Source organism: Acidithiobacillus marinus, assembly GCF_002847505.1.
Classification (GTDB): Bacteria; Pseudomonadota; Gammaproteobacteria; order Acidithiobacillales; family Acidithiobacillaceae; genus Acidithiobacillus; species Acidithiobacillus marinus.
Genome location: NZ_MXAV01000025.1, coordinates 1 through 15,642 on the forward strand (window position 1 = coordinate 1; position 15,642 = coordinate 15,642).

Here is a 15,642-nt window from a genome sequence, read left to right on the forward strand (position 1 = left end):
CCAAATGCGTGGCCAAGAAATCGCATCGATATACAGTCTTTGGTGCAGGTAGATCATTTTTGATGGGCGTTTAGACCACGGACTATAATCTGCTTATGCGTGAAAGTATGCTGGCAATGCCTGCAAAGGAGCTAATGATGCCTGTCAATGAAGGAAAGTTGGATCGTATGATTCGGGTGGTACTGGGACTGGTAATCATTGTGGTACTGGCGGTATTTTTACCAGGAGCCAGCAAGTGGTGGGCTTTGCTGGGATTGATACCGCTGATTACCGGAATCACCGGCTTTTGCGGTTTATATACCGTGCTGGGGATCAGGACCTGTCCGGTAAAAAAACAAAGCTGAACCCTTGACTGCTCCGCCTCTTCCTGAAAAGGATTGCCGATTGAAGGCACGGATTATCCGTGCCTTCCTGTTATGGAAGGAACAAGGCGAAGCCAAGGAAAAATCTTGCCGCATAAAAGACGTTTAATATTTATTTTGGGCATGCTGAGTGCCTTCGGTCCCATGTCGATTGACATGTACCTTCCGAGTCTGCCAACGCTGACTCGCTTTTTTTCTACATCCCATCTGACGGTCCAGCTGACGCTGGCCAGTTTTTTTGTAGGGATCTCTCTGGGGCAACTTTTTTTCGGGACGCTCTCAGATCGATTTGGACGTAAAGGCCCACTACTCCTGGGTCTGATGCTTTATGTGCTGAGTTCGGCTGGCTGTGCTCTTGCACCGTCTATTGGAATGCTGGTGGCCCTGCGTTTTGTCCAGGGTCTTGGCGCTTGTGCAGGAATAGTCATTTCCCGAGCGGTGGTTCGGGACCTGTTTCCTCCTCGGGAAGCCCCTCATATTTTTGCGGCAATGATTTTAGTGATGGGTCTTGCCCCTATTGTCGCGCCGCTGGTGGGCGGATATTTGCTCGTCTGCTTGGGTTGGCAAAGCATATTCTGGTTACTGACTGTATTTGGAATAGGTATCCTGTGCCTGGTTTATCTGGGGCTGACAGAAAGTCATGTCCCGACGGCGGAGCATTCTTTAGAGATCAAAACAGTCTTGCGGCGTTATCATGCGCTGCTGCTGGACAAGCGCTTCATGGCTTTTTCTCTGGTGTATGCTATGTGCTACGGCGGGATGTTTGCCTATATTGCCGGATCTCCTTTTGTATTTATTGATCTTTACCGGGTTCCGGCAAGTAGCTTTGGCTGGATATTCGGTGCCAATGCACTGGGGCTGGTGTTGATGGCGCAGTTCAACCGAATCCTGCATCGCCGCTACACGGCGGAAGGCATTCTCCAGACCATTGTGAGTGTACAGGGTCTGGCTGCCTTGCTGTTATTGGTCAGCGCCTTGAATTCGGGGATCAGCATGATCGCCATCATCTTGCCGTTGTTTGTGTATGTGGCGGGTATCGGACTGGTAGGGCCCAATGTTACTGCGCTGGCAATGGCCAGCCAGAGTCGCCATGCGGGAAGCGCTTCCGCGCTGCTCGGCGCCATGCAATTCACGGCAGCGTCATTTTCAGCCATCGTCATCGGGAGTTTGACCATCCATAGCGCTCTGGCGCTGGGCATCACAATTTTCGGCTGCGCCAGTATTGCCGGCATCGCCTTGCTTTATGCACGGACTTTGCCAGAGCCCATTTTACGCACAAAAAACTAATCAGCAGGATCCGGGGCGGCACAACCAGGCATCGACCACCTTACCCGTCTCGTCCAGACGCACATGCACCTGTCCCTGTTGACGGAGGCGCTGATCACCTGCCGCTCCGAAGGGAACCAGTTCATCAAAATCAAACTGACAGAGCACTACCACTTCGTTCCCGACATGTTCGGGGAGGCTGCAATGACATTGCGCGCCCTCCCGGATCGCCACGCCGCCCATGCTGGTGAAGCTGGCCAGCAGCTGTTTTTGGTCCAGATAGTCCAGTATGCCCGACTGGACGGCGGGATCTTCCCAGATATTCATGAGTAGCGCTCCTCCGATGCACGACAAATCATGGTCTATACTATACAGCGTAGTCCAATGATGCGGCTGCGGTAGTATTCGCCGTGCCAGTATTCTGGAAAGGGGGTTTTTTGTATTTTCCGACAAAAATCGCAATGTGGGAGTATTGGTCATGATTCCCAGCCCCGCCCTGATCGTCGGGATTTTTGCCGCATGGGTATTGCTGGTTTTGATGGCTATCCTCTGGGTGTCGGGTCTGCTCGGCGGAAGTCATCCCAACCGCAACAAAAACGTGCCTTTTGAAAGTGGTCTCGGCACTAACACCAGTACTCATCCTGCCACGCCCGTTGCTTTTTATCTGCTGGCCGTTTCTTTTTTGGTCTTCGAGCTGGAGGCTGCCTTTTTGTTTGCGTGGGCCGTCGCCTTTCAACACTTGGGATGGGGACCGGTTGTTGCTGGTCTGGCATTTATGCTGATTCTGGGTTTGGGTTTATTTTACGAGTGGCGCATGGGAGGTTTGCAATGGCACTAGGCCCGGGTCCCTTGTCCCTGCTGGTCGGTAAATTTGAAGAAATGCTGGCCTGGAGCCGTGCTGGCTCACTGTGGCCCCTGAATTTTGGTACCTCCTGCTGCTTTATCGAGATGGTAGCTGCGGTCACCCCCCGCCACGATTTATCGCGATTTGGCGCAGAAGTGCTGCGCGGCTCACCGCGCCAGTCTGATGTACTGATCACCTCAGGTACGATATTTGTGAAAATGGCTCCCATGATTCTCGAGATTTATGAACAAATGCTGGAGCCGAAATGGGTGATTTCCATGGGTTCCTGCTCCAATTCCGGGGGGATGTATGATGTGTATAGTGTGGTTCAGGGAATCGACCGGCTTTTGCCGGTGGATGTGTATGTTCCCGGCTGCCCGCCCCGGCCAGAGGCCTTGATGGATGGCCTGCTGCTGCTGCAACAAAAAATTCGCCGTCATCCGCCCCGGATATTTCAGAGAGATTTGAATCATGCTTCTGGCTGAAGTGTTGCAGAAGCGTTTTGCGGCTAGTCCCCTGACGGATGGACGGGATGGCTGGCCGGATTTTCTGTTGCCCGAGGAGCAGTTACTCCCGGCGCTGCAATTTCTGCGGGAAGAAATGCAACCCCCCTTTCCCATGCTCCTGGATTTGACCGCCGTGGACGAAGGCGTTCAACACACCACAGGGCTGACCCAATATACGTTAACTTATCATTTGCACGGTCTGGAGGGTGCAGGGGCGTTGCGTTTACGGGTGGCCCATCCCGATGCGGCAATCCCCGTGCCTTCGATCACGGGCATCTACGTGAATGCCAATTGGTATGAGCGCGAGGTGTTTGATCTTTTTGGTTTGAAATTCAGTGATCACCCGGACTTGCGCCGCATTTTGCTGCCACCCCTGTGGGAAGGGCATCCGCTGCGCAAAGCGGAAGCCATTCGTGCCACAGCGCGCCCGGCCTATCATCTGAGCAAGGCAGATCTCCATGAAGCCCTTAAGGCCTACAGCGAAGAGGTTGCCACCCCGGAAGCGGGGCAAACGATACTTAATGTGGGGCCACATCATCCGGGAACCCACGGCATTTTGCGCTTTGTCCTGAACATTTCGGGAGAAAAAATTGCCAGCGTGGATCCGGATATTGGTTATCATCACCGGGGCGTGGAAAAAATTGCAGAGGGTCATACCTTCCACAATTTCATACCCTATACCGATCGGGTGGATTATCTGGGTGGCGTGCTGGGCGAATTTCCCTATGTGCGCGCTGTCGAAATGCTGGCGGATCTGCAACTGCCCGCCCGCGCCGAGGGTATCCGGACGCTGCTCGCAGAAATCTGCCGCATTTCCTCGCATCTGGTGTGGCTGGGTAGTTATGGTAATGATTTGGGCACCATGGGGCCGGCATTTTACGCATTTCGGGACCGTGCCTTATTGCTGGACCTGATAGAAAAATACACCGGTGGTCGCTTGCATCCGCAATTTTTCCGGATTGGCGGAGTGGCGGCCGATTTACCCGAGGGTTGGCGGGAGGATCTGCAGCAGGTATTGCAGAAGGTCGAGTCGGGTTTGCGCGATAGCGAAACACTCACCGTCGGCAATCCCATTTTCCGTGCCCGGACCCGGGGGATTGGCGTGCTGTCCGCTGCACAGGCCGAAAAATGGGGTGCCTCGGGCATTGTTTTGCGCAGTACAGGCAAAGCCTGGGACATGCGCAAGGCTGCACCCTATGGACTTTACGAACGCCTTGATTTTGAAGTGCCCACTTCTACGGATGGGGATGCTTTGGCGCGGACGCAATTGCATATTGATGAAATCCGCCAAAGTATCCGTATGCTGCGACAGCTCGCCGATAAAATGCCCGAGGGACCGACTCTGGCTGCCGATGCCCGCTATGCCTTGCCCCCCAAAGATCACACCTTGCGGGATATCGAAACACTCATTCATCATTTTGAACAGATGGCTGGAGAAATTGGCCCGCCCGCCGGACATGCGTTGAGTATCACGGAATCTGCACGGGGCATGCTGGCCTATTACCTGGTCGCCGATGGTAGTGCCCACCCTTACCGCCTGCGGGTACGCACGCCTTCTTTTCCGCATGTCCAGCTCATCACCGAGCTGGGACGTGACACCGCCCTGCCTGATTTTATTGCCACCATTGGATCCATAGACTATGTCCTCGCCGACCTCGACCGTTGATCTGCATGATGATGCTCTGCTTGCCAGGCTACGGGCCTTGGTGGCGGAATCGCCGGTGCCGGAGGCGGCCATCAGCGAGGTTCTGCAGGCTCTGCAGAAGGCGCGGGGCTATATTGATGACGAAGCCTTGCAGCTCGCAGCTACACTGACGGGATTGAGTCCGGTAAAAGTCGAGGAGCTCTGCACTTTTTACAGTCTGGTGCTGCGCGAACCGGTGGGCACTCATGTCATGCGGGTATGTGACAGTATTGCCTGCCATATGGCCGGGGCTCAGGACATTCTGACCCAGGCGCGTCAGCATTGTGGCGTCGGGTTTGGAGAAGTGAGCCGGAGTGGCAAGCTGACGGTGATTCCCCATGTATGTATTGGCATGTGTGATCGGGCGCCAGCCGTCTTGGTCGATCAGGAGGCTTTGGGGCCGATGGATAAGCAGGCTTTGACTCAACTTTTGGCACAACTGGAGGCGGATGTATGGAAGCCATCCTGAGTCGGCATTTTGCGGATCCGGATCCTGCTGATTTGCAGGTTTACCGTCAGGCTGGCGGCTATGCCGGTCTGGCTCGAGCGATAGAGATGGATCCTGCCGATATTATCGCCGAGGTTGAAAAATCCGGACTACGTGGTTGCGGTGGTGCTGGTTTTCCCACCGGATTGAAATGGCGTCTGCGCGGTGCTGACGCACCTCAGCCTCGCTATCTGGTCTGTAATTTGGATGAAACCGAGCCCGGAAGTATCAAAGACCGGGCGCTGCTGTTCGGAGCTCCCCACCATATTATCGAGGGCATGCTGATTGCCGCCCACGCTCTGGGCGTGGGCTATGCGGTGATCTTTGTACGGGGGGAATATGCAGCGGGTGCCCGCATACTCGAAAAAGCCCTGCACCAGGCTCAAAAAGCCGGTTTGCTGCGTTTGCCCGACGGTGACCTGCGTCTGGATATCCACATTTCTCTGGGGCGCTATATTTGCGGCGAAGACTCGGCCATTCTCAATGCCATTGAGGGCAAAAGGGCCAATCCCCGCAAAAAACCACCCCATATCAGTCAGCAAGGGCTCTGGCTGCAGCCGACGACAGTGAATAACGCTGAAAGTATCGCGCATTTGCCGGGTATCCTGGCGCGCGGCGCCGACTGGTTTCGCAGTCTGGGCGTGAACGGCGGTGTGGGGAGCAAACTATATAGCGTCTGCGGGCCTGCCCAACGCCCGGGGGTGTTTGAATTACCTATGGGCACGACGGCTCGGGAAATCCTCTTTGATCATGCCGGAGGAATGCAGGAAGGGCGCAGTTTGCGCGCGGTACTGCCCGGCGGTTCCTCCACACCCTTTCTGATGCCCGAGCACTTCGATACGCCCATGCACTTTGATGCCGTGGCCAAGGCGGGCTCCAGACTGGGTACAGGAGGCTTTATTCTGATGGATGACCAACAATGTCCCGTTGATTTTCTGGTAGCGACCACCCGATTTTTTGCTCGTGAATCCTGCGGCTTCTGCACGCCCTGCCGAGAAGGGCTGCCTTATGTGCGCTGGTTACTGGAGCGCATTGAGGCAGGAGAAGGCAGCATGGAAGATATTGACACCCTGCACCATTTGGGCGGACAGATCGCCCCCAACAGCTTTTGTGCGCTGGCCCCCGGAGCTTTGATGCCAGTACTTTCGGGTCTCCATGCCTTTGCCGATGATTTTCAGGCCCATGTGCGTCTCGGCCATTGTCCGTATCGGGAGCGCCAGTCATGAAGCATGTCTTTTATCTGGATGGTCAGGAGATTCCCTTCGTTCCCGGACAAAATGTACTGGAAGCTACCATTGCCGCGGGTCAGGATCGTCAGATCCCTTATTTCTGCTTTCACCCGGCTCTTGGCAGTCTGGGTGCCTGCCGCCAATGTGCGGTAAAAATGTATTCTCATGACAGCAAGCATCCGCCCCGCATCACCATGGCCTGTCTGCTGCCCGCCAGTGATGATCTGCAACTGGTGACTCTGGAAAACGATGTGCATACGGAACATCGGGAGATCATTGAACTGCTCATGACCAATCACCCCCTCGACTGTCCGGTCTGTGATGAGGGCGGGCAATGTCATTTGCAGGACATGACCGTGCAAACCGGACATAGTGTCCGCCACTATGGCGGCCCGAAGCGCACCTATCGCAATCAGAATCTTGGTCCTCTGGTTTATCAGGAAATGAATCGCTGCATTACCTGTTATCGCTGCGTACGTTTTTATCAGGATGCCGCCCTGGGAGAGGATTTCGGGGTGTTCGGCTCGCGCAACCGGGTGAGCTTCGGGCGCCTGGAAGACGGCCCTCTGGAAAGTCCTTTCAGTGGCAACCTGGTCGAGGTTTGCCCAACCGGCGTATTTACCGACAAGGTGTTTCGCCATGATTATGTCAGGGTTTGGGATCTGCAGCAGGGGCCGTCGGTTTGCCCCCATTGTGCGGTGGGTTGCAACACTACTCCGGGAGCGCGTCTGGGGACCCTGCGACGGATTCGTAATCGCCAGCATCCCGAAATCAATGGTCACTTCCTCTGCGATCGCGGTCGCTATGCTTTTCCTTATGTGACGGCCCATTCCCGGCCCTTGCAGCCGCGCCTGAAGGGCGAAACCAGTCGTCAGGAAGCGGTGTTGCGGCAATTGGCCAGCCGTTTGGAAGAGGGACGCAGTGGATTTCTGGGCTCTCCCCGAGAGGATCTGCAAAGCAATTTGGGCCTCTTTGCGCTGGCTGATTGTTTACATGCGCCTTTTGCTGCAGTAACCAGTTCCTGGGCGGAAGCTCTGGCACAACAATGTTTGGCGCTACCCCAGGCGCCCAGCTTGCAGGAGGTCGCAGCGGCAGATCGCATTGTGGTTATCGGAGATCTGGATAGTATTGCGCCCATGGCTGGATTTGCTGTGCGGCAGGCCCTAGGCCGTGGCGCGCGTTTGACGGTGCTGGCCAGCAGCCGAACCGGGCTTGCCCGTAAAGGCGATTATCGCCCCCTGCGTCCCAGTGCCTTGCGTGATCAAGTAGCGCAACTGGCGGATGATCCCTGTCTGCAGGGAGGGCGAGTACCGGTGCTGTTGGCGACGGCGGAGACTTTGGGGCCATCGGGCTTGTATGCCCTGCGTAAAACCCTGGAAAAGCTCCCTGCCAACGCCCGAGCCGGCGCTTTTGTCAATCGCCCTAATTTGTTCGGAGCGGCCTATTTTGCAGCAGATGGGCACACCGAGCGTCTCCAGCAGGCCTTGCGCCAGCGTGAAATCAATCACCTGCTCTGCCTGGGGGCGGATCCCCTGGGTGAGGATTGGGGGGCAGGAGCGTGGCGGACTTTGTCTTCCGGCTTGGAGGGCTTCGCTTTGCTGGATATGGTGGATTCGGCAACTGCCCGAGCCGCAGAAGCGCTATTACCTGTTGCGGCATTCCCAGAACGTGCCGGACTGTTCGTGAATTATGAAGGGCGGATTCAAGCATTTGCTCCCGTGTACCAGCGCGAAGCCCAGGTATTGCATTCGGCAGTGCATGGCAGCGGTTTTCCCGATGCTGCCGGAGGAATGAAGCATCCGCTGGGACCACCGTCGCCACTGTTCTGGCTGGGGCGTCTTGCCGAGCTCTTGCATGTTCATGAAGCCTGGCAAAAACGGCTTGATTTTTATCTGCATTTTCTTTGTCCTGCAGCGCCAGACCCCGACAGTCCGGGCGTGTTGCTGCCAGACACCATTCGTGCCCGCTTTGAAATTGCGACGCTGCCTCTCCCCCCGACTGTGGGACCTGAGCAGTGGGAACTGGATATATTCCGCTGGTATGGGGGTGAAACCCTGGCGGATACGGCGGAAGACCTGCAATCTTTGGCGCCTCTCCGGGGTTTGCGGGTGCATCCGGACGTTCAGGCCGCATCGGCCACCTTGCAGGGCCCCTGCGGGCAACTGCATTTGCCGGTCATCCCCTGTGAGGATATGGTCCAGGGCGTTATTGCTATCGATCAGGAAGGTTTTGCCGAGCTGGGATTATATCCCGGTGACCCAGTCGAGGTGACCTGGGAGCAAGAGCCATGAGACTTTTTCTCATGATCCTGGGTATGTTGCTGACTACCGTGATATTGCTCGGAGTAGCTGGTTTTCTGGTATTTGCTGAGCGCCGGGTGCTGGCTTTTCTGCAGAATCGCCTGGGCCCCAATCGCCTTGGCCCGCTGGGTGTCGGTCAGGCCCTAGCCGATGCTCTCAAACTGATGAGCAAGGAAAATTTTGTCCCGGATTTTGCAGACCCCGTACTCTATCGCGCCGCGCCGGTGCTGGTGGCGTTCAGTGTTCTGGCCAGTTTTGCTGTGGTGCCCCTGGATCAGCATTTTTCCTGGGCCGGCAACTGGAATATTGGCCTCTTGTTCATTCTTGCCATGAGTTCGCTGAATGCCTATGGCGTCTTTATGGGGGGCTGGGCTTCGGGCAACAAATTTTCTCTGCTGGGTGCGGTGCGGGCAGTGGCGCAACTGGTCAGCTACGAGTTGCCCTTAGGATTGGCGCTGCTCGGGGTGGTGCTGCTCAGTGGTTCCCTCTCCCTGAATGGCATTGTGGCGGCCCAGAGTCTGCCCTTTATCGTCCTGCAGCCCTTGGGTTTTGTCATTTTCATGATAGCCGGGGTCGCTGAAACCCATCGTCTTCCCTTTGATTTGCCAGAAGCGGAAAGTGAACTGGTGGCAGGCTTCAATACCGAGTATGGCGGGATGCGCTTTGGCTACTTTTTTCTGGGTGAATATCTTGGAATGACCCTGATCGCCGTACTTACTGCGCTGTTGTATCTGGGTGGCTGGCATGGTCCCTGGTTGCCGGGCTGGATCTGGCTGCTGATCAAAACGGGAGCGGTGATTTTTGTATTTTTCTGGTTGCGGGCTACCTTGCCCCGTCCCCGCTATGATCAGTTGATGGGTCTGGGGTGGAAAGTGCTTTTGCCCCTGGCGTTGTTCAACATCATGGCAACAGCGCTGGCAGCGGCTCTGTGGAGGCTGGCATGAGGATGTGGCGAAATTTTGTCGATCTTGGAGCGGGGCTGTGGACAACCTTGCGTCAACTCGGCCGCATCTCGACGGTCAGCTATCCAGAAGCGCCCTTGAATTTACCCCCCCGCTGGCGCGGCAGGCCAACGCTGACCCGGGATCCCGATGGCGACGAACGTTGTGTGGCCTGTCAATTGTGTTCGGCCGTGTGCCCGACCCGCTGTATCGAGTTACAGGCGGGAGAGCGTGCTGATACGCGCCGTTATCCCTTGACGTTCCGCATCAATTTTTCCCGGTGCATTTATTGTGGCCTCTGTGAGGAAGCCTGTCCTACCCTGGCCATCCAGCTCCTCGATGAGTTTGCTTTCAGCAAACAGCATCATGCCGATTTCATTTATGAAAAGGACGCCTTGCTCATCGACGGCACCGGAAAGCACCCGCATTACAATTTTTATCGTCATTCCGGGGTGGCTCTGGGTGACAAAAATAAAGGAGAGGGTATCAACGAAAAGCCTCCCGTCAATGTCCGGAGCAATCTGCCATGATGATTCTGCTCATTTTATTGCTGTTGTTGATCATTCTCATGAGTGGAGCGGCGTTGCTGGTGGTCAACGATCCCATGCACGGCGCTGTCAATCTGGGTATCAGTTTACTGGCGCTGAGTATTCTTTTTTTACTACTGGGGGCGCCCTTTGTTGCGGCCCTGGAAGTGATGTTGTACGTGGGCGCTATTCTGGTCCTTTTCCTCTTCGCCATTATGCTATTACGTTCGCCGCTGAAAGTCCGGGAGGAGGCGCGCTGGCGCCGGGGTTTTTGGTGGCCTGCCGTTTTGGTCGTGTTGCTGACCGTCGTCCTGATTCTCCTTTTTGGTCAGCGACCGGATCTTCAGGTGACGATACAGGAAATAGGTCCCGCCAGCGTAGGACGTGCTCTTTTTGGGCCTTACCTCTGGCTGACCGAGGCCGTAGCCCTGCTTCTTTTTGCGATCATTGCGGCGGTGCTGGCCATTCATCGGAGGGACGCGCATGACACTTGAGCTGACGCTGGTTATTGCGGCACTGCTGTTTGTGGTCGGAGTGGCGTTGATCCTGTTGCGCCGCAATCTGATTTTTCTGCTCTTGGGTATCGAGTTGCTCTTCAACGCTGCCATGGTGATTGCCCTTGCTGGAGGCGCGCGCTGGCATTCGGCCACTGGTCAGGTGCTGGTGGTGTTCATGATGGCGCTGAGTGGCGCTGCTCTGGCATTAACCCTGGCCTTGTTGCTGCGCGTCAAGCATGAGCTGGGTGGCGATAGCGTAGATGATCTTCGCCTGCTCCGGGAGGAAGTCGATGAATGAGTGGCTTTTTCTGGTTCCTGGTTTTCCCCTGCTGGGGGCATTGCTCAATGCCATTTTGGGAGAACATTTCGCACCGAGACAGATAGGCCGCATGGCAGCAACCATGCCCTTTTTGTCGACCTTGGTCGTTTTTGCGATATGGATGACCCATGGAAGCGCCCCCAATCTCCATGATCAGGTCTGGACCTGGATGGCTGTCGGTCATTTTCAGGCCAGTATCGCGTTTCATGTGGATCAAGTGACCTTGGTCATGATCAGTATTGCCGCCTTTGTGGGGTTTTTGATTCATCTCTTTTCCCAGCAATATCTGAAAGGAGATTACGGCGAACGGCGTTATTATTTCTATCTGAATCTGTTTGTGGGTGGGATGTTGATTCTCACTATGGCAGATAATTTGTTGCTGCTGTACCTGGGCTGGGAAACCGTCGGTTTGTGTTCTTATGCGCTGGTAGCGCACTGGTATCGCAAGCAGGAAAATGCCTGGGCGGGACGCAAGGCGTTTGTGGTGACCCGGATTGGGGATACCGCCCTGGCCCTGGCGATTTTCATTCTCTTTGCCGAGTACCATACCCTCAATTACTCGCCGCTGTTTGCAGCAGTGGCGGCCAGCCCCGATCATCTGGCGCTGCTCATAGCCGGAATCCTGATATTGATTGGTGCGGTCGCTAAATCGGCACAGTTTCCCCTGCATATCTGGCTGCCGGATTCCATGGCAGGACCCAGTACGGTTTCTGCCCTTATTCATGCAGCGACCATGGTCACGGCAGGGGTCTATCTCTGTATCCGTCTTTATCCGATTTTTGCTGCAGTGCCCGGGATGCTCTGGGTGATCGGCCTGAGTGGGGCTTTTACGGCATTTTATGCGGCTACCTGCGGTATTGCTCAGGTGGATATCAAGCGCGTACTGGCTTACTCCACCATCAGTCAGTTGGGATACATGTTTCTTGGAGTGGGTATTGGTGCACCCTCCCTCGGTCTTTTCCATCTGCTCGTCCATGGCTGTTTCAAGGCGCTGTTGTTCATGGGTGCCGGGGTAGTCATTATTATCTATAAAGAAAATCATGATATTCGTCAGATGGGCGGCCTTAAAAAACAGCAACCTTTTTTACGCTGGACGTTTCTGGCGGGTATTTTTGCGTTAGCTGCCGTGCCGGTGATTTCGGCCTCTTTTTATAGTAAAGATGCCATTATTGCCGCATCATTTATTGTTCCTGGTGGCAAGTTGCTCTGGGTGCTGGCGCTGTTAGGCGCGGTATTCACGGCGATTTATGCTTTTCGGCTGTATTTTCTGGTATTTGAAGGACCTGAAAAACCGGGCGAGCCCTACCAGATGGGTTGGGGCATGAAAATTCCACTCGGCGTTCTGGCCGTGGCTAGTATTGGTATTGGCTGGCTACAGTTTCCACCCGGCTGGCCGGGACCGAAACTCTGGTTACCCTGGCTGGCCCCGGAACTGGGCATGCCGCCAGCCCCTGCAGGTGGGGTAAACATTTTTCTACAGGTGGCAGGATCAGTGGCCACTCTCATTGGCATTGCCATTGCCTACAAGGCCGCCCAATGGGAGCGCGAAGGCCGTGGCCTCAGTCGTATTGCCTTCCTCTTCAATGCCTGGTTTTTCGACCGGGTTTTCCTGCGTATCTTTCCGCCAATCTGGTATGCCCTGGCCCGGGTTCTGGACCGCTTTCTGGAACAGGCGGGTTTTCAACTGTTGCTGCTCGGGGGGTTGAAAGATGGCTTCGGGCTCGGAAGTCGGGTTCTGGAAAGTGGTGAAGATGGTCTGCTCAGTCGTTATGCCAGTGGTATGATTCTCGGGCTGGTGGTGCTGCTCTTTATCGCCTGGGGGTACTTGCTGTGATTCTCGTGACAGTATTGATTCTCCTGCCCTGGTGCGCCGCCCTCTGGTTATCCGCACAAAAACAGGCAGGGCAGCGTCTGGCCATGACCATCGCCCTGATCGAGTTGTTGCTGACGTTGATTTTGCGTTTCGCTCCCGACAGCATGGGCACTCTCGGACACGGGTTGCATATTCCCTATCTGGGGGGGCTTTGGACCTTGCATGCGGGTCCGCTGGGCAGCACTCTGGCCTTGCTCTGTGCCCTGTTGATACCGGTGAGTCTGGCTTTTGCCTGGCGCCTGCCGGAATTCCGGTCCCTGGCCAGTGCCGTTCTGGTCATGGCTGGTGCCTTGTTCGGTATATTTTATGCCCAGAATGTCCTGATGTTTTATATTTTTTATGAAATTCTGGCACTTGCCGGTGCTTTTCTGATTTTACGCAGCGGCCACAAAAATCGCGCTGCTGCCCTGCAATTCCTTCTGTACACTTTTGTCGGGTCTTTACTGTTTCTGGTAGCCCTGGTGGTGGTCTATGTGCTCCATGGCCAACAGACTGGGGTATATAACTTTTCCATTTTGCAGCTGGCGGACACCCGGATCAGTGCGGGGCTTGGGATCTGGTTATTCCTGGGAATGGTTGCCGGCCTGGCAGTCAAAATGCCGCTTTTTCCTCTGCATAGTTGGGCCGCTTCAGGGTATGGCCATGCCGCTCCGGCGGGGAGTGTGTTTCTCTCGGGGGCGGCGGTGACCGCCGGTGCTTATGGCCTGATCCATTTTGCGATTCCCATGTTGCCCCAGGCCGCTCTGGAATTTGCCCCGGTCGGCATCATTCTGGGGGCTATTGGTACGCTGTATGGCGCATTTCTGGCTCTGAATGCGGCCAATTTGCGTCTATTTGCAGCCTGGGCCAGCGTCAGCCATATGAATCTGGTGGCCCTGGGATTGTTCGCGCTGCAAAGTCAGGCCATTCATGGCAGCGTGTTTTTGCTTATTGCCCATGGAGTAGTGTCCGCCGGATTGTTCGGCGTAGTCAGTGTCATGGAGAATCGAGGCCTTACGGGCGAATGGGCCGGATTAGGCGGCTTATTTCGACGGGCTCCCCGACTCGGGGCCTGGATGCTGTTTTTCTTTCTGGCCGGTATGGGGCTGCCGGGATTGGCCAATTTTCCGGGGGAGTTTCTCAGTCTGGCCGGTGCTTTCCGGGTACTGCCTTGGGCGGCGGCCCTCGCTACCCTGGGGATTCTGGCGGGGGTGGTGTATTTTTTGCGGGCCTATGAGCGGATCATGCTGGGTCCGCTGAACCATACTCTGCCAGAAACCCTGAAAGATTTGCAGCAAGGCGAATGGTTGCTGTTCTGGGTACTGGGTTTGCTGACTTTATGGTTGGGTCTGGATCCCCAGGTCATTCTTTCTCATCTGGGTATTTTACTCTCGACCCATAGTGCCGAACTGATTCAGGGAGGCGGTCATGGCGTATAATCCGACCTTGCTGCCATTACTGATAGTTGCTTCTGCAGCACTCATTGCATTTTTGGCAGATGCCCTGACTCTGGGCCGCTTCATGCCCTGGTTGGGCGGGGCCAGCAGTATAGCGGCGGGTGCCAGTATTTTTGTGGAGCACATGGCCCTTGGTGCCGATCTGTACTGGGATCTCAGCGCCAGTCTTTTAGGCATTTATCTGAGCCTGGCCGTTGCGGCGGGATTGTTTTTTATCGCCTTTCATCCTATTACCCGAAAAATGACTGGCAGTCTGGTGGGTTTGTTGCTGACACTTCTGGTAGGCAGTCTGATTTTGGTCAGTGCCCAGAGTCTTCTGCTGCTATTTATTGGTCTGGAACTGCAGGTGCTGCCCTTTTTTGCCCTGCTGGCCTGGCCCGGCAGTGGTCGAGCCGCGCTGGAGTCTGCCTTTAAATATGCGTTGCTGGCGGGTCTGGCTTCTGCCCAGTTTGCCATTGGTGTTGCCCTGATCTATCTGGGAGATGGCAGTTTGGCAGTGATTCCCCCCATGGGTGACATGACTGCGAATGTTTTCGGAATGATGGGGGTTCTGGCGCTGCTCGTGGCCTTGAGTTTTGAAATTGCCGCTGCGCCCTTTCATGCCTGGGTGGCGGACATTTATCAGGGTGCCCCTGCTCCATTTCTGATTTTTCTCGGGGGAGTCGGCAAAGTCGCCATCATGGGCGCGCTGATTACCTTGGTAGCGGCGACCCCGAAACTGGAAATTCCAGTCGCCATCATTGCCGCAACGAGTATTGTTGTGGGTAATGTTCTCGCCTATCGTGCCGGACATTTACGGAGAATGTTGGGCTATTCGGCCATTGCCCATGCCGGCTACTTTCTTGCCGCACTCGCGGCAGGTCCGTTGGGTATCATTGCCGCAGCTATCTACGCTTTGGTTTACGGACTGATGAATGTAGGCACTTTCATGGGGCTTTCGGCATTGCCTGAGAACAGCATCGCGATTCCTTGGTCCGCATTGCGAGAACGCCAGCCAGTTTTGGCGGGGCTTTTGGGCCTGACCTTGCTGGCCCTGGCGGGGATGCCGCCCAGCATCGGTTTTTTTGCCAAGCTGCTGGTGATTATTGCTGATGTGCATGACCAGGCCTACTGGCTGGCGATTTTGCTGGCCCTGGGGAGTGCCTTTTCTTTCGCCTACTATCTAAGTGCCTTGTGGAAGCCCGCCGTGCTCAGCAATCCTGAGCGATTGCTGCGCCGCCGCAGCTGGGAGACTTTTGCGGCACTGGGGATCGTGATTCTGCTGTTTGCCTGGTTGCTGATGCCTTATGGTTTAAGCTAAAAACCGAGCAAAGGATGAGCAGAACTATCCAACCAGAGAAAAACCTCTCCGCAGCAACGCCTGCAGAAAGG

General features: G+C 55.5%; 16 protein-coding genes. 15 read left to right on the forward strand and 1 reads right to left on the reverse strand.

All coding sequences use genetic code 11. The features are described 5' to 3' along the window. The first annotated feature begins 137 nt into the window (after window positions 1-137). A complete protein-coding gene (locus tag B1757_RS06155; RefSeq protein WP_101537487.1) occupies window positions 138-344 on the forward strand; it encodes a YgaP family membrane protein in 207 nt (68 codons plus the stop codon). Window positions 345-416: 72 nt separating this feature from the next. Beyond that, the gene (locus B1757_RS06160; protein ID WP_101537488.1) at window positions 417-1,649 is read left to right on the forward strand and encodes a multidrug effflux MFS transporter; all 1,233 of its coding nucleotides are present in this window, start codon (window positions 417-419) and stop codon (window positions 1,647-1,649) included. On the opposite strand, the gene B1757_RS06165 is transcribed toward B1757_RS06160, so the two are convergent. Next, window positions 1,650-1,955, reverse strand: coding sequence for a hypothetical protein (locus B1757_RS06165; RefSeq protein ID WP_101537489.1), 306 nt, complete (start codon window positions 1,953-1,955; stop codon window positions 1,650-1,652). A 151-nt stretch (window positions 1,956-2,106) separates the two neighbouring features. Here B1757_RS06165 and B1757_RS06170 point away from each other — a divergent pair, with 151 nt between their 5' ends. Genes B1757_RS06170 through B1757_RS06230 form a run of 13 tightly spaced genes read left to right on the forward strand, consistent with a single transcriptional unit; the run spans window position 2,107 to window position 15,571 of the window. Continuing rightward, window positions 2,107-2,466, forward strand: a complete 360-nt coding sequence (locus tag B1757_RS06170) for an NADH-quinone oxidoreductase subunit A (RefSeq protein WP_101537490.1) — start codon at window positions 2,107-2,109, stop codon at window positions 2,464-2,466. Next, on the forward strand, window positions 2,457-2,957 hold the full coding sequence (locus tag B1757_RS06175; protein WP_101537491.1) for an NADH-quinone oxidoreductase subunit B: 501 nt from the start codon (window positions 2,457-2,459) through the stop codon (window positions 2,955-2,957). The genes B1757_RS06170 and B1757_RS06175 overlap by 10 nt, the downstream gene beginning before the upstream one ends. Then, window positions 2,944-4,644 carry an NADH dehydrogenase (quinone) subunit D gene (gene nuoD / locus B1757_RS06180; RefSeq protein ID WP_101537492.1) on the forward strand — a complete coding sequence of 567 codons (1,701 nt, stop codon included), beginning with the start codon at window positions 2,944-2,946 and terminating at the stop codon, window positions 4,642-4,644. Before B1757_RS06175 ends, nuoD begins: the two co-directional genes overlap by 14 nt. Next, entirely contained in the window at window positions 4,619-5,131 is a 513-nt protein-coding gene (gene nuoE, locus B1757_RS06185) for an NADH-quinone oxidoreductase subunit NuoE (protein WP_101537493.1), read from the forward strand. Before nuoD ends, nuoE begins: the two co-directional genes overlap by 26 nt. Continuing rightward, window positions 5,116-6,375, forward strand: a complete 1,260-nt coding sequence (locus B1757_RS06190; RefSeq protein ID WP_101537494.1) for a complex I 51 kDa subunit family protein — start codon at window positions 5,116-5,118, stop codon at window positions 6,373-6,375. Before nuoE ends, B1757_RS06190 begins: the two co-directional genes overlap by 16 nt. Continuing rightward, window positions 6,372-8,669, forward strand: a complete 2,298-nt coding sequence (locus tag B1757_RS06195; RefSeq protein ID WP_101537495.1) for a 2Fe-2S iron-sulfur cluster-binding protein — start codon at window positions 6,372-6,374, stop codon at window positions 8,667-8,669. Before B1757_RS06190 ends, B1757_RS06195 begins: the two co-directional genes overlap by 4 nt. Next, window positions 8,666-9,622 carry an NADH-quinone oxidoreductase subunit NuoH gene (nuoH, locus tag B1757_RS06200; RefSeq protein WP_101537496.1) on the forward strand — a complete coding sequence of 319 codons (957 nt, stop codon included), beginning with the start codon at window positions 8,666-8,668 and terminating at the stop codon, window positions 9,620-9,622. Before B1757_RS06195 ends, nuoH begins: the two co-directional genes overlap by 4 nt. Continuing rightward, window positions 9,619-10,149, forward strand: a complete 531-nt coding sequence (gene nuoI, locus B1757_RS06205) for an NADH-quinone oxidoreductase subunit NuoI (protein WP_101537497.1) — start codon at window positions 9,619-9,621, stop codon at window positions 10,147-10,149. The genes nuoH and nuoI overlap by 4 nt, the downstream gene beginning before the upstream one ends. Then, on the forward strand, window positions 10,146-10,640 hold the full coding sequence (locus B1757_RS06210) for an NADH-quinone oxidoreductase subunit J family protein (RefSeq protein WP_253253746.1): 495 nt from the start codon (window positions 10,146-10,148) through the stop codon (window positions 10,638-10,640). Before nuoI ends, B1757_RS06210 begins: the two co-directional genes overlap by 4 nt. Beyond that, window positions 10,630-10,941: an NADH-quinone oxidoreductase subunit NuoK gene (locus tag B1757_RS06215; RefSeq protein WP_101537498.1), complete on the forward strand. Its 312-nt coding sequence runs from the start codon at window positions 10,630-10,632 to the stop codon at window positions 10,939-10,941. The genes B1757_RS06210 and B1757_RS06215 overlap by 11 nt, the downstream gene beginning before the upstream one ends. Next, complete coding sequence (gene nuoL, locus B1757_RS06220) at window positions 10,934-12,796, forward strand: NADH-quinone oxidoreductase subunit L (protein WP_101537499.1); 1,863 nt, start codon at window positions 10,934-10,936, stop codon at window positions 12,794-12,796. Before B1757_RS06215 ends, nuoL begins: the two co-directional genes overlap by 8 nt. Beyond that, window positions 12,793-14,253 carry a complex I subunit 4 family protein gene (locus B1757_RS06225; RefSeq protein WP_101537500.1) on the forward strand — a complete coding sequence of 487 codons (1,461 nt, stop codon included), beginning with the start codon at window positions 12,793-12,795 and terminating at the stop codon, window positions 14,251-14,253. Before nuoL ends, B1757_RS06225 begins: the two co-directional genes overlap by 4 nt. Further along, window positions 14,243-15,571, forward strand: coding sequence for an NADH-quinone oxidoreductase subunit N (locus tag B1757_RS06230; RefSeq protein ID WP_101537501.1), 1,329 nt, complete (start codon window positions 14,243-14,245; stop codon window positions 15,569-15,571). The genes B1757_RS06225 and B1757_RS06230 overlap by 11 nt, the downstream gene beginning before the upstream one ends. The last annotated feature ends 71 nt before the right edge of the window (window positions 15,572-15,642 follow it).

Excerpts from the sequence above, each read along its gene's own strand:
- B1757_RS06175 (WP_101537491.1), top strand. The coding sequence starts at position 2,457 with ATGGCACTAGGCCCGGGTCCCTTGTCCCTGCTGGTCGGTAAATTTGAA.
- B1757_RS06195 (WP_101537495.1), top strand. The coding sequence starts at position 6,372 with ATGAAGCATGTCTTTTATCTGGATGGTCAGGAGATTCCCTTCGTTCCC.
- B1757_RS06155 (WP_101537487.1), top strand. The coding sequence starts at position 138 with ATGCCTGTCAATGAAGGAAAGTTGGATCGTATGATTCGGGTGGTACTG.
- B1757_RS06165 (WP_101537489.1), bottom strand. The coding sequence starts at position 1,955 with ATGAATATCTGGGAAGATCCCGCCGTCCAGTCGGGCATACTGGACTAT.
- B1757_RS06215 (WP_101537498.1), top strand. The coding sequence starts at position 10,630 with ATGACACTTGAGCTGACGCTGGTTATTGCGGCACTGCTGTTTGTGGTC.
- nuoH (WP_101537496.1), top strand. The coding sequence starts at position 8,666 with ATGAGACTTTTTCTCATGATCCTGGGTATGTTGCTGACTACCGTGATA.
- nuoI (WP_101537497.1), top strand. The coding sequence starts at position 9,619 with ATGAGGATGTGGCGAAATTTTGTCGATCTTGGAGCGGGGCTGTGGACA.
- B1757_RS06190 (WP_101537494.1), top strand. The coding sequence starts at position 5,116 with ATGGAAGCCATCCTGAGTCGGCATTTTGCGGATCCGGATCCTGCTGAT.
- B1757_RS06170 (WP_101537490.1), top strand. The coding sequence starts at position 2,107 with ATGATTCCCAGCCCCGCCCTGATCGTCGGGATTTTTGCCGCATGGGTA.
- B1757_RS06210 (WP_253253746.1), top strand. The coding sequence starts at position 10,146 with ATGATGATTCTGCTCATTTTATTGCTGTTGTTGATCATTCTCATGAGT.
- B1757_RS06160 (WP_101537488.1), top strand. The coding sequence starts at position 417 with ATGGAAGGAACAAGGCGAAGCCAAGGAAAAATCTTGCCGCATAAAAGA.
- nuoD (WP_101537492.1), top strand. The coding sequence starts at position 2,944 with ATGCTTCTGGCTGAAGTGTTGCAGAAGCGTTTTGCGGCTAGTCCCCTG.
- nuoE (WP_101537493.1), top strand. The coding sequence starts at position 4,619 with ATGTCCTCGCCGACCTCGACCGTTGATCTGCATGATGATGCTCTGCTT.
- B1757_RS06230 (WP_101537501.1), top strand. The coding sequence starts at position 14,243 with ATGGCGTATAATCCGACCTTGCTGCCATTACTGATAGTTGCTTCTGCA.
- nuoL (WP_101537499.1), top strand. The coding sequence starts at position 10,934 with ATGAATGAGTGGCTTTTTCTGGTTCCTGGTTTTCCCCTGCTGGGGGCA.